At 61.0% G+C, this 12,711-nt stretch carries 13 protein-coding genes; 9 read left to right on the forward strand and 4 right to left on the reverse strand.

Annotated features, from left to right (window positions below; translation table 11 throughout):
- The first annotated feature begins 127 nt into the window (after positions 1 to 127).
- On the forward strand, positions 128 to 1,696 hold the full coding sequence (locus A3AC_RS0116555; RefSeq protein ID WP_269664637.1) for a gamma-glutamyltransferase family protein: 1,569 nt from the start codon (positions 128 to 130) through the stop codon (positions 1,694 to 1,696).
- Positions 1,697 to 1,806: 110 nt separating this feature from the next.
- Positions 1,807 to 3,096, forward strand: coding sequence for an oxalate/formate MFS antiporter (oxlT, locus tag A3AC_RS0116560; protein ID WP_025600186.1), 1,290 nt, complete (start codon positions 1,807 to 1,809; stop codon positions 3,094 to 3,096).
- A gap of 209 nt (positions 3,097 to 3,305) precedes the next feature.
- Here the strand turns inward: oxlT and A3AC_RS0116565 are convergent, their stop codons facing one another.
- Positions 3,306 to 3,635 (reverse strand): hypothetical protein, encoded by a 330-nt coding sequence (locus A3AC_RS0116565; RefSeq protein WP_025600187.1) that lies wholly within the window; start codon positions 3,633 to 3,635, stop codon positions 3,306 to 3,308.
- A gap of 180 nt (positions 3,636 to 3,815) precedes the next feature.
- A complete protein-coding gene (locus A3AC_RS29680; RefSeq protein ID WP_025600188.1) occupies positions 3,816 to 4,766 on the reverse strand; it encodes a phosphodiester glycosidase family protein in 951 nt (316 codons plus the stop codon).
- Between the two features lie 325 nt (positions 4,767 to 5,091).
- Between A3AC_RS29680 and A3AC_RS0116575 the strand changes: the two genes are divergently transcribed.
- Together A3AC_RS0116575 and A3AC_RS30435 are read left to right on the forward strand one after the other, a co-directional pair.
- Positions 5,092 to 5,385 (forward strand): hypothetical protein, encoded by a 294-nt coding sequence (locus tag A3AC_RS0116575; protein ID WP_025600190.1) that lies wholly within the window; start codon positions 5,092 to 5,094, stop codon positions 5,383 to 5,385.
- Complete coding sequence (locus A3AC_RS30435; protein WP_156924628.1) at positions 5,382 to 5,639, forward strand: hypothetical protein; 258 nt, start codon at positions 5,382 to 5,384, stop codon at positions 5,637 to 5,639. The genes A3AC_RS0116575 and A3AC_RS30435 overlap by 4 nt, the downstream gene beginning before the upstream one ends.
- Before the next feature lie 15 nt (positions 5,640 to 5,654).
- Here A3AC_RS30435 and A3AC_RS0116585 read toward each other — a convergent pair whose 3' ends face one another.
- Both A3AC_RS0116585 and A3AC_RS0116590 read right to left on the reverse strand, forming a co-directional pair.
- Positions 5,655 to 6,068, reverse strand: a complete 414-nt coding sequence (locus tag A3AC_RS0116585) for a RidA family protein (RefSeq protein ID WP_025600191.1) — start codon at positions 6,066 to 6,068, stop codon at positions 5,655 to 5,657.
- Positions 6,069 to 6,183: 115 nt separating this feature from the next.
- The gene (locus tag A3AC_RS0116590; protein ID WP_025600192.1) at positions 6,184 to 6,942 is read right to left on the reverse strand and encodes an IclR family transcriptional regulator; all 759 of its coding nucleotides are present in this window, start codon (positions 6,940 to 6,942) and stop codon (positions 6,184 to 6,186) included.
- A gap of 146 nt (positions 6,943 to 7,088) precedes the next feature.
- Here A3AC_RS0116590 and A3AC_RS0116595 point away from each other — a divergent pair, with 146 nt between their 5' ends.
- From A3AC_RS0116595 to A3AC_RS0116615, 5 genes are all read left to right on the forward strand, one after another.
- A complete protein-coding gene (locus A3AC_RS0116595; RefSeq protein ID WP_025600194.1) occupies positions 7,089 to 8,360 on the forward strand; it encodes an aromatic ring-hydroxylating dioxygenase subunit alpha in 1,272 nt (423 codons plus the stop codon).
- A gap of 60 nt (positions 8,361 to 8,420) precedes the next feature.
- Positions 8,421 to 9,200: an SDR family NAD(P)-dependent oxidoreductase gene (locus tag A3AC_RS0116600; RefSeq protein ID WP_025600195.1), complete on the forward strand. Its 780-nt coding sequence runs from the start codon at positions 8,421 to 8,423 to the stop codon at positions 9,198 to 9,200.
- Positions 9,201 to 9,211: 11 nt separating this feature from the next.
- Positions 9,212 to 10,177 (forward strand): PDR/VanB family oxidoreductase, encoded by a 966-nt coding sequence (locus A3AC_RS0116605; RefSeq protein ID WP_025600197.1) that lies wholly within the window; start codon positions 9,212 to 9,214, stop codon positions 10,175 to 10,177.
- Positions 10,132 to 11,523 (forward strand): MFS transporter, encoded by a 1,392-nt coding sequence (locus tag A3AC_RS0116610; protein WP_232231949.1) that lies wholly within the window; start codon positions 10,132 to 10,134, stop codon positions 11,521 to 11,523. The genes A3AC_RS0116605 and A3AC_RS0116610 overlap by 46 nt, the downstream gene beginning before the upstream one ends.
- Before the next feature lie 95 nt (positions 11,524 to 11,618).
- On the forward strand, positions 11,619 to 12,704 hold the full coding sequence (locus A3AC_RS0116615; RefSeq protein ID WP_025600199.1) for a porin: 1,086 nt from the start codon (positions 11,619 to 11,621) through the stop codon (positions 12,702 to 12,704).
- The last annotated feature ends 7 nt before the right edge of the window (positions 12,705 to 12,711 follow it).

The raw sequence follows: 12,711 nt of genomic DNA on the forward strand, positions 1-12,711 counted from the left end.
AGCGGAAATCGTCCGCCCGCTGCGTAGCTGGCATGCTTCTCGCATACATGGTCTGCATGTATACAAGCAAATCCCCGTCGAAACAATGTCATTGATTTCCCTGAACCCGACTCGCGGAATGCGCGGGATGGCTGTCGCGCCTCACGCGCTTGCGGCGCAAAGCGCGCTCGCGATCATGCGGGACGGCGGCAACGCAATCGAGGCGATGATCGCCGCTGCCGCAACCATCGCTGTCGTCTATCCGCACATGAACAGTATCGGCGGCGACGGCTTCTGGCTGATCTCGCGCCCCGGTGCGGAACCGGTGGGCATCGAGGCCTGCGGCGCCGCTGCGCTCGCCGCCACCATCGACGCCTACCGCACGCGCGGACACGCGACGATTCCGGCGCGTGGCCCGCTCGCTGCGAACACGGTTGCGGGCACGGTGTCCGGCTGGCAGCTCGCGCACAACTGGTCACGCGAAGTGCTCGGCGGCAAGCTGCCCATTGGGCGGCTGCTCGAGGACGCCATTTATTACGCGAAGTCCGGGGTGCCCGTGACGCGGAGCCAGGCGCAATGTGTCGACAGCCGGCGTGTCGAGCTGAGTCCGATCGCCGGTTTCGCGGATACCTATCTTCGCGATGGCCGTGCGCCTGCGACAGGCGAGCGCTTCGTCGCACCGCGCCTCGCCGCGACGCTGGAGCGCCTCGCCGAAGCGGGGTTGGACGACTTCTATCGCGGCGACCTCGCGCGCAGCATCGCCAGCGATCTGCAGTCCACCGGTTCGCTGCTTGCGCTTGCCGATCTCGAACGGCATGAGGCGCGCTTGCGCAAGCCGCTGGCGCTGCAACATTCGCTCGGCACCATCTACAACATGCCGCCGCCGACGCAGGGCCTCGTCTCGCTGCTGATCCTCGGCGTTCTCGACCGCGTGCTAAAGAGGGACATGGATCCACTTGGGCCCGAGTTCGTTCATGCCTGCGTCGAGGCGACCAAGCTGGCTTTCGCGATCCGGGACCAGCACATAACCGATCCGGACCACATGACGGCCGATCCGGCGACGCTGCTCGAACCGGCTGCGCTCGACGCGCTGGCGGCGCGCGTATCGCCAACGGAGGCCGCGCCCTGGGGCGCCGGTCGCGGACCCGGCGATACGGTCTGGCTGGGCGTCACCGACAGCGACGGCGTCGCGGTGAGTTTCATCCAGAGCATCTATCACGAGTTCGGCAGCGGCATTGTCCTGCGGGAGTCGGGCATCAACTGGCAGAACCGCGGTTGCAGTTTTTCGCTCGACGAGCGCGCGCTCAATCCGCTGATGCCGCTGCGCAGGCCGTTTCACACGCTCAATCCGGCGCTGGCGCGCTTTGTCGATGGCCGAACGATGGTGTACGGCAACATGGGCGGAGACGGCCAGCCGCAGTCGCAAAGCGCGGTGTTTTCACGCATCGCCAATTTCGGCTGGAATCCGCAGGCGGCGATCGACGCGCCTCGCTGGCTGCTTGGCCGCACATGGGGCCAGTCGACGGACACGCTCAAGCTCGAACCGCGCTTTGCCGCGCACACGGCAGCGGAGCTCACCGCGCTCGGTCACGAAGTCGAGCTGATGGCGCCATACGATGAAGCGATGGGGCATGCCGGCGCAATCGTTCGGCATGCTAATGGACTGATTGAAGCGGGCTACGACCCGCGCAGTGACGGGGCCGCTGCGGGCTGGTAGACACCGCGCGCTTTTTTCTCAAACGAGCCACAGTTCCGGCCCCTGGAGCCGGAGGACGCGGCACGTCTAGCGCATGCCAGCCGGCATGCGCCCAGCAAACGGAGAACAGCATGAGCACACGCTCGCAACCAATGACGCCCGAGATCGGGAATATCTCGACGTCGGCTACGCATAACCGCTGGATTCAGCTTGGGCTAGGCCTCATCTGCATGATGGCGATTTCGAGTCCGCAATACGTCTGGACACTGATGACCAAGCCGCTCGCCGCGAAACTCGGCATTGCGTTGCCTGAACTACAGGTTACCTTCTCGCTGCTTATCATCTTGCAGACGTTCTTTTCGCCGTTTCAGGGCAAGCTGATCGACCGCTTCGGTCCGCGTATGCTGATTTCCATCGGCACGGTGATGTCCGGCTTGAGCTGGGTGTTCGCGTCGCAAGTGCAGAGCGCGCCGATGCTGTATCTGACCTATGGCGTGATCGGCGGCCTCGGCACGGGCATTGTGTATGTCGGCGTGGTCGGGCTGATGGTGCGGTGGTTTCCGGCCCAGCGCGGCTTCGCGGCGGGCGCTGTCGCCGCCGGCTATGGGATGGGCGCGATCGTCACGACGTTTCCCATCGCGTCGTCGCTGCAAGCGCGCGGTGTCGACGCGACGCTTTGGATGTTCGGCATCGCGTTCGCGGTTGTGGGGCTGCTGGCATCGCAGGGCTTGCGTGTGCCGCCCGCGCATGATGCCGCCGGCAGCGAGGTGAACGATGCCGGTTTTTCCGTAGCTGATCTGCGCCCGTCGCAGACGCTCAGGACACCGATCTTCTGGCTGATGTTCGCAATGATGACGATGATGTCGACGTCCGGCCTGATGGTCACCTCGCAAATGGCAACCTTCGCGGCCGATTTCGGCGTGACCAAAGTGCTGGTGTTCGGCATGGCGGCGCTACCGCTTGCACTGACCATCGACCGCTTTACGAACGGGCTCACGCGGCCGCTTTTCGGCTGGATGTCGGACCGGCTCGGCCGGGAGAACACGATGTTCTTCGCGTTCGCACTGGAAGGCGTGGCGATGGCGCTGTGGCTGTTCACGCGCGATAACGCGGTGCTGTTCGTGATTCTGTCTGGCCTGGTGTTCTTCGGGTGGGGCGAAATCTTCTCGCTATTTCCGTCGACGCTGACTGACACGTTCGGCACGCGACACGCCACGGAAAATTATGGCTGGCTCTACATTTCGCAGGGGATCGGTTCCATTCTGGGCGGTCCGCTCGCCGCGTTGATGCATCAGCACGCGGGTAGCTGGTTGCCGGTTTTCGGCGCGGCGATTACGCTCGACATCGTGACCGCGTTGCTCGCGATAGCAGTGCTCAAGCCGATGCGCCGCAATTTTCTCTCTACGTCACGCGGCGTTTGACGGCAAAGAGCCGCTTGTCTCCTGGGCGGCTGAGACTGCTGATCACAATGCGCGGCGCTGATAGTGCGCGGCGGCGGTGCGCTGAATTTCGTGAGCTGGCGCCTGGCAGATTTCAACGCGCCTGCGTATCGGCAGCCGGATTGCGCGGCGCGTTCAGGGAATGCGCTGTTGTTATCGGGCGAGAAAGGCTGTCCGCTGGATGCCGCTTGTCACAGGCCGCCCTTCATCGTATGCATCAGGTCGCCAAAAGACTGCTGCGTGTTCACCGCATTGACAATGTCCGCGAGGAACCAGGGAAGGATCAATTGAGTGTCGGGATCGGTGACGCCGACACTGAGCACCGGCGGCTTTCGCGGCGGCGGCGGCGAAGGCTCGGTGCGCGACGTGCGTTGATCGGTGCGCGCGAGGCGGGGGCCAGTGTCTGCGGTAGCATGCTGCGCGGTTTGCTGCTGAGCAGGCGGCCATGTCGACGAACAGCCGCCGACCAGCACGAGGGCGGCGGCGCCAGTCATAACAGCGGAACAACAGAACGGCTTCATGATGTGAACTCCGGCCACATCACTTTGACAAAGACGTACGGCGACAAGTTCGTCCGCCTGCGTTGAAGTTGCTTTGAGCGCACGCTCGTCATTGGCAGGCCGCCCGTTCCACCAAAAAAGCCGGACGCGAGAGCGCCCGGCCATTTGAAGAAGCTGGCGTATCTTCAGAACTACGAGGTTCTAAAACGGCGAGCCGGGCAAATCGGGCAACTTCAAGGCATGTACGCCGATCGCCGACGCATCGAGCCGCTCCGCGCCGCCACTTGGCGTATTGACGATGAACGGCACGCCGGTCTGATCGGCGCGCACGAGCTCGGTCGACCCGCCGCCATCCAGGTTGATCGCATCATCCGCACCGATCGCCTTCATCAATTGTGCTGACTGCGCGTTGGTCGTGCCCGTTGAATAACCCGCGACACGCCCATCGATCACGGCCAGGTAGAGATACCGGCCTTGATTCGAGAGGCCGACCAGCGTCCGTGGATTCGGGTTCAGCGGATCGCCCTCGTTCGGGCTTTGCGCGCTGAGATCCTGGCCGTTTTTCAGCAGAACCGCCGAGCCCGCGACAGCCGTATCGATCAGCTTCAGGTCCTGCGCCGAGATCTGCGGTGCTTCTGCAATGTATGCGCGGCCCTGCCGCGTGATCGCGAGCACCGCTTCGCTTTGCGTCGGATCACTGGTCAACGGACTCACAACCTGGCCGTGTGACACAAGCAAGCCGATGATCGTCTTCGGCTCGGGCGTTGTTGCACAGCAAGGTGCGAAAAAGTTCGCATTGATCGCAAGACGCGCGCCAGTGCGAGCGGCGAACTGCGAAATCGTCTCCGAGGTCGTCATCAGCGGGCCACTATGCGCGGTCGTCTCGACGCTCACGCCCGGCGCGCGCAGATCGACGCGCATCACATACGCGCGGCTGATCGTGGGCTTGCCGCCGGCTGTCGCCGGATTTGACGGCACGGTTGCTGTTTCGGTATCGACGCCGATATACAAAGGCGTGTAGCCGCTTTGCGTGATCTGTGTAGTGGGATCGGGCACCTCGGCTTGCGCGCTCGGCGAAGCGAGTGCGATGACCGCCGCGGCGGCGGCGATCATCTTCAGGGTTGCCGGGGCGGGGAAGAGCGTACGCATCATGTAGTTTGTCTCCGTTGACGGCGGTGACGAAGCTGTCACGTGTTGCCGTGCGAAAGACCTTAGAGACACGATGTGACCATCACGTGATTTCTTTTTTTCATTGCGCTTTCGATGATCGGCTGCAGCGGCATAGGCTGGAAAAAATGCTGGACACCATCGCAATGCGACGTTTCCGGCGGTCTGCAATCGCCAGTTGCAATACTCACTGTGGCCCGCAGTACTCGGATGATTCAGCTTTTAAGCAGGACATAAGGTTTGGATCTTTATGCTCTTAATGCGCGCACAGCAAATCCGTTAATTTCCGCAAGTCCAATGGAGATAGAGCATGATGCGTCACATCACTATTACTTCCCGTGCCACTCTGTTTGTCACGGCACTGATGGGTGTCGTTGCCATATCCCAAACCGACGTCTCACGCGATAGCGCCTTGAGTGCGATCGGAGACATGCCTAAGGCAGTAACAGACTGGGCGGTCGAACTAACCTCGGACATGGACATTGCACAGCTGTCTCCCGTGCAGACTACGGTGTTGCTTGAAGGGTTCGATTGGCAAGCGCTCGTGGACGTAGCGAATTCCCGCTCGCAACCCAGTGCGCCCGCACGGAAGGCGCCGGCATGAAGTCGATGCCGCGTGCATGGGGTGCTTCGCGGCAAGCATCAGGTTTCTTTCAATCAACGACTCAAGCGGCTGAAAGCGGAACCATGTCCACCGTTGCGGGGAAGACTGCGAAGCGCCGGCTCACCAGGCCAGTGCCGACAGACGATACGAAATCGTGCGTGGTTGATCCGCTGAAAGACCTAGCGAGCTCCGGTGAGTCGATGGACGGCGTGATTAACGGCGTGATTAACGGCGTGATTAACGGCGCCTCGTGAGCAGGCGCCGGTTGGTTACTTGCGCGTGGCCGCGACGACTTTGATTTCAATGATGAGCTCTGGCCGCGCCAATGCGGCGATGCCGAGAATAGTCCAGGCAGGAAAGTCGGAACGGACATACTTCTCTTTCACTTCGCGGAATGCAGCGAGATTCGAGCCGACGTCCACGTGATACGAAACGAGTTCGACGACGTCCGTGAAGTCGAGGTCCAGATGCTTGAGCACTGCCTCGACGCGCCTGAACGCTAAATCGATTTGCTCCTTCGGGTCTTCCGGAATCGACCCGTCGGGACGCATGCCGATTTGGCCCGCGATAAAGACCAGGCCGTTAGCGGTGACGGCCGGCGAATACTGGAACAGGTCGAAAATGCGATTGCTTCCAAAGGTCGCGTCATCTTCAGGTAGACGCAGGCGCTCGATTTTGGTCATGGCAGTCCTTCAATCAGCTTGGAGTTTGAGAGTTTGATTCCAACGTAACTGAAAACGACGCGGCGACGCCGCTCATCGCGAAGGCGATGCCTCGAGCGTTGAGCGCAATCGCTCGTCAGGCATCCCGATGTCCGAGCAGTCGCGACAACTCCGTGGCTGCACGCTTCAGGAGCCCGGCGAACTGCTCGACCCGCTGCTCGTTGACGCGCACGCTCGGGCCAAAAATGCAGAGCGAACCGGCGACCTGATTGGCGCCATTGAAAAACGGTGCTGCTACTGCGACAGCGCCCTCAATCAGTTCGTGATGACTGGTACCGAAACCTTTCGCCCGGATCTGTTCAATGTCCTTCATGAGCGCCGTGACATCCTGACTGGGGTCGGCAAGATACCGCTGCAGTTCGTCTGGCGTGAGCTGCATCTGCGAAAGGATGGTGCGCCCGCTCGCCCCTCGCACAAGCTTTTCACGGTAGCCAACGCCGCGCCGAAAACTGAGCGGCTGGTTGCTCTCGAGCTCAGCCACGCACAGACGATAGGTGTCGTCGGGCACGAACAGCGCGACAGTTTCGGATGTCGCTTCCCACAGACTTCGCAGCACCGGCTGCGCGAGTTCGGCGATCCGGTGGTCGCTCAGCCAGACGTGAGCCAATTGGGCGACGGAGCTTCCAAGGTGAAAGCGCTGCGGCTCTCCCGAGGATGAGAGAAAACCGGCCTGTTCCAGCGTGTTCAGCAATCGATACAAGGTCGGACGGCTCAGGTTCACTCGCGTGAGCAACTCCGCGACGGTCAGAGATTTGTCTCCCGGCCTGAAGGCCAGAAGTATTTCCAATGCTCGCTCAACCGCGCGAACGCTCTCGTGCGCCTTCTTCTCTTCCATTGTTTTCGTGTCCCTGTGGGCGGTGCTGTCAGCGCCATTGTAGAGAAAATCCCTTACGTCCCAACGCTTGAACTTCGTGTTGTCTGTCCGTACAATGAAATCACATTCTCACCAGACGGACAACATCACACAAATCGGAGTAAAGCATGGACAGGAACATGTCGGAAACGCTGGTGCGCACCGGCCCGGGCACTGCGATGGGCAATCTGATGCGGCGTTACTGGGTGCCGATTCTGCTGGCGAGCGAAATCGCCGAGCCAGACTGCCCGCCGGTGCGCGTTCAGATCCTTGGCGAAAAGTTGCTGGCATTCCGCGACTCGGACGGCAATGCGGCGCTGATTGACGAGTTCTGCTCGCACCGCGGCGTCTCGCTTTATTTCGGACGCAATGAGGAAAACGGCATCCGCTGCTCGTATCACGGCCTGAAGTTCGACCGCAACGGGACCTGCGTCGAGGTGCCGTCCGCGCCGCAGGCGTGCAAGCACATGAGCATCACGGCGTACCCGTGCATCGAGCGCGCCGGCATTGTCTGGGCTTATATGGGGCCCAAGGACAAACAACCGGCACCGCCGGACCTCGAATGGTGCAACCTGCCAGCGGACCATGTGTTCGTATCCAAGCGTCTGCAGGAGTCCAATTATCTGCAGGCGATGGAAGGCGGTATCGACACGAGCCACGTCTCTTACGTGCACCGCTATGAAGTCGACGAAGACCCGATGCACCAGGGCACCAAGGCGCTCGAATACATCAAGGCGGACGGGAATGTGATCTTCGAAATTGAGAAGCAGCCCTTCGGCCTCACGCTTTTCGGGCGGCGTAACGGCGAGCCGGATTCCTATTACTGGCGAATTACGCAGTACCTTTTCCCGTGGTACACGCTCATTCCTCCATTCGGCGATCACTCTCTGGCAGGCCATGTCTGGGTGCCGATTGACGACCACACCTGCTGGGCATGGAGCATCAACTTCCGTCCCGACCGTCCGTTGTCCGCCGAAGAGATGAACGACCTGAAAGCAGGCAAGGGCATTCACTGCGAGTACGAGCCGGGAACGTTCCGCCCGAAGGCGAACAAGGACAACGACTATCTGATTGACCGTCAGGCGCAGAAGGACAAGCGCGCTTATTCCGGCGTTTTCGGGTTCGCCATGCAGGACGCGTCGCTGCAGGAAAGCATGGGTCCGATTCAGGACCACAGCAAAGAGAAGCTGCTGCCGACGGACCGCGCCATCGTCATGGCTCGACGCATGCTCTACGAAGCAGCTACTGCGTTGCAGGTGGACACTGACCCGCCCGCAATCGACGCAGACCAGCAGCGCGTGCGCGCAGCCGGTGCCTTGCTGCCGCGCGACCAGAAACCGCAAGAGTGGGCAGCCATCCATCTTTCGGACGGCAAAGGGCAGCCGATTTACTCCATCTGAGCGAGCGCAACGCTCATCATCCATCTGTGCATAAGGAGGCCGGCAGCACGCTGGCATGAGATGCAACGTTCAAGACTTAGAGACAAAGTCGCGCTGATCACGGGCGGGGGAGGCGGGATTGGAGCCGCAACCGCGCGTGTGTTCTGCGACGAAGGTGCGGCAGTCATCCTCGTCGATGCAAATTCGCAAGCGCTTGCGAGCGTCGCCGACGACCTGCTCAGCCGTGACCCCGCAGCGAAGGTTCAAACATTTGCCGCTGACGTTGCGAACGCTGACCAGGCGTTCGCGGCAGTCGAGCTTGCAGCACATGCGTTCGGCCAGCTTGACGTGCTCGTCAACAATGCCGCGATGCGCAACTACAGCGCACTCGCCGACGCGACGCCGCAAGAGTGGCATAGCATGGTCTCGGTAAATCTGGTGGGGACCTCGAACTACTGCAAGGCGGCTTTGCCCTTCTTGCGCAAAGCGGGGTCGGCCAGCATCGTCAATGTATCGTCCTGCTATGCGGTGACCGGCCGCAAGGGCATGGGCCTCTACGATGCGACCAAGGCGGGCATGCTTGCGATGACTCGCACGCTTGCCTTTGAAGAGGCGGCGCACGGTGTGCGCGCCAACGCAATATGTCCTGGTTCGACGCTGACTGATTTTCACGTCAACCGCGCGCAGGCGGCTGGCAAGAGCGTGGACGTGCTCAAGACGCAAAGGCAGGACACATCATTGATAGGCCGATGGGCGTCTCCCGAGGAAATCGCGTGGCCCATTTTATGGCTCGCGAGCGACGAGGCATCGTTTATCACCGGGACCACGCTGATGGTCGACGGCGGCTTGTCGATTATGTGACGGTGATGGCCATGAATGAGTCGACAATGACCGTGCGTGTGGCACGGCGCAATATCGAGGCCGACGGCATCGTCAGCTTCGAATTCACGAGTCTTGACGGTCGCGATTTGCCGGCGTTCGAGGCTGGTTCACATATCGATGTTCATTTGCCAACGGGACACGTGCGGCAATACTCGATTTGCAGCGCGCCCTACGAGCGGTCGCGGTATCGAATTGCTGTATTGCGCGAAGAGATGTCACGGGGTGGTTCGGCAGGCATGCACGAGGCAGTCAACGAGGGTGATGAACTGCGTGTGAGCATGCCGCGCAATCACTTCGCCCTAGCGTCCGGCGCTGTGAAGCATCTGCTGCTGGCCGGGGGCATCGGGCTGACTCCATTGCTTTGCATGGCGCAACATCTGGACAGAGCCTGCGAAGAATTCGAACTGCATTACTGCGCGCGCTCCCGTTCGCGTGCGGCGTTCCTCGAGCGGCTCGCCAATGCGTCCTGGTCGGAACGGGTCAAGTATCACTTTGACGACGAAGACGAGGGGCAACGACTCGCTCTCGATGCGCTGCTGAACGAAGCTACCGCGGACACGCATCTGTATGTCTGCGGACCGCAAGGCTTCATGAATGCGGTACTCGATGCGGCGCGTACAAGCGGATGGCCAGAGAGTCGACTGCATTATGAGTTCTTCTCGGCCGCGGCCGTCGACACGTCGTCCGACGACACCTTCGAAGTGTGCCTTGCACGCACAGGCAAGACCGTGAGCATTCCCGCGGACCGGACAGTGACGCAGGCGCTCGCAGACGCTGGGATCGACGTGCCGGTCTCGTGCGAGCAGGGCATCTGTGGAACCTGTGTTACCCGCGTGCTCGACGGTGAACCGGAACACCGCGACCTTTTTCTATCCCCGGAAGAGCAGTCGCGCAACGACCGGTTCCTGCCATGCTGTTCCCGCTCGAAGTCCCGCAGACTTGTGCTGGACCTGTAACGCGGCAATTTCGCAGTACTTGCCCGGCGCGCCTTCGGCGCTGGATGTTAAAACAGGAACAAGGGCGGCGCATGCACGCCCTGCATGGAGGAGTCGTGGAAAAGAACCTTGCGTCTTCGACTGACGCATCGGGCGCGGACTGGTCCGCGTCCAGCGCCCGGGAAACGGAAGCAAGCCCATACCGCTGGGTTGCTCTGTTCATCGTGTGGGCGGCATTTCTTCTGAGCTACGTCGACCGCGTCGCATGGAGCACGGTCGCAGCACCGGTGGGTGCATCCCTCGGTATCCAGGTGTCGCTATTGGGCGCCTTTGTCACCGCGTTTTATGCAGGATATGTAGTGGCAAACATCATCGGCGGCATGCTGACTGACTTTCTCGGCGGCCGGGCCATGATGACGCTCGCCTTGCTTCCACTGGGCGCTTGCACATTCTTCTTTGGCGCGACGACGTCGTTGAGCATGGGCATTCTCATTCAACTCGCGATGGGCTTTGCTGCAGGAGCAGACTATTCGGCCGGCATGAAGGTGATTCCTGCCTGGTTCACGCGAGACCGCGGTCGGGCGATGGGCATTTACACCACGGCGACATCGCTCGCGGTGGTGCTCGCCAATGCAATCGTGCCCACGATTTCCGCCCAGTATGGGTGGTCGAGCGCGTTTCGCATGCTTGGCGTTGCCACGGTCGCCTGGGGCATTGTCTCCCTTCTGTTTCTCAAGAATCGCCCGGGAGGCGAGCGAGCCCCGGCTCGCAACAGCGCGAAAGAGATGCTCGGTCTTTTGCGCAATCGGAACCTGATATTCCTCTCCATTGCAGGTTGCGGCGGTCTGTGGGCCACGGTTGGGTTCGGCGCATGGGGCAATGCGCTGATGACGCGGCAGTACGGCATTTCTCCTGTCGTGGCCGGGTCGATTATCGCGACCTTCGGCATCGGCGCGGTCATTGCGAAACCCACGCTCGGATGGATTTCCGACCTGCCGGGCATCTCCCGTCGGCTCATGTCCATTCTGGTTCTGGTCGCGTTCGCTATTACCCTCGTGGTCTTCGGCATGTGCTCGACGGTCACGCAGTTTTATATCGTCGCACCGATTCTGGGCGCGTTCTCCTATGGCTACCTGCCGGTGCTGATGGCGCAGGTGAGCGATGCATCCGGTAAACGGCTGGCGGGCGCGAGCGCTGGCTGGACAAACGCGATCTGGCAGATGGGCAGTGCGGTGTCGCCACTGGCCGTTGGGCACGTCTATGGCGGAACACATTCCGTCGTGCTCGCCGTGCTTACGCTGGCCATCGGGCCGGTAATCGGTCTTGTAGCGATGTTGTTCGTCAGCAAACGCATCACTCAGGTTTGATTCGCACAGCAGCGTGAGCCGCAGGAGGAAGAACCGGCTCGCGCTGCCGCACCGGTAAATTAGTATAACTACCGAATTAATGAAAGGAGACAAGCTTGAAATCGAATCACGCTGCGCGACTGGTGAGGACTGGATTCGCCGCTACGTTATGTTCGTTGGCCACATTTGCGGCTCACGCTCAGTCGTCGGTAACGCTCTATGGCATTCTTGACTCTGGCGTTGAGTACGTCACTCACGCAGGCAAGCAAGGCTCGGGCAACCTGTTTCGGGTCAACACTGGCAATCGCATCAATTCCCGTTGGGGGCTCACCGGTAAGGAAGACCTTGGCGCCGGTCTGCGTACGATATTCACGCTCGAATCCGGCTTCGCGACGAACAATGGCACTTTGCAGCAGGGCGGACGCTTGTTCGGTCGTCAGGCGTTCGTCGGACTGGAGAGCGAAAAGTTCGGTGCAGTGATGGCTGGCCGGCAGATGACGCCGATGTATCGGTTCTTTCTGGCACTAGACCCTCTCAACTATTCCAGCTATGGCTTGTCCGCCCAGGACGCGCAGTTTGTTGGACGAGCCGACAACGCGCTGGAGTATCTTGGACACGCCGGTCCGTTCGAGTTGAACGCGCTCTACAGCTTCGGCTACGATTCCACGATTGCGAATGGTGCCCAGGTGCCGGGCGAGTTCCGGGTCGGTAAGCAATTCGATGTTGGTGGCCGGTATCGAGAAGGTCCATTCAATCTGACCTTGGTTTATGAGCAACGTCAGGGTACGAGCATCGCCTCGTCCGGCAGTAGCGAGCGGCGCTATCTTGCGGGCGGCTCGTGGACCATTGGTAAAGCGACCCTCTATGCCGGTTACGAGCTGCTTCTGAACGACATCGCCGCTACGCTCGCGGCATCACCGCCGCAAACGATGGCATTCGGCGGCCTTCGCTACAAGATAACGCCAACGTTTCAGGTATCCGCCGCGTCGTACTATCACGCATTCCGGAAGGTTTCGGCGCATGCCATCAGTTCAGGCGTCAATGCAGATTATCTGTTGTCCAAACGAACCACGCTGTACACGGATATCACCTACGTCATCAATAGCGCGAAGTCTGCTTTGAGTGCGACGGGGTCGACCACTCCAGTCGCGACCGGCGCCAACCAACTCGCGGTGGTGGTCGGCATCGCCCATTCGTTCTAAGCCGCAC

Origin of the sequence: Burkholderia sp. WSM2230, assembly GCF_000472445.1 — a bacterium.
Classification (GTDB): domain Bacteria; phylum Pseudomonadota; class Gammaproteobacteria; order Burkholderiales; family Burkholderiaceae; genus Paraburkholderia.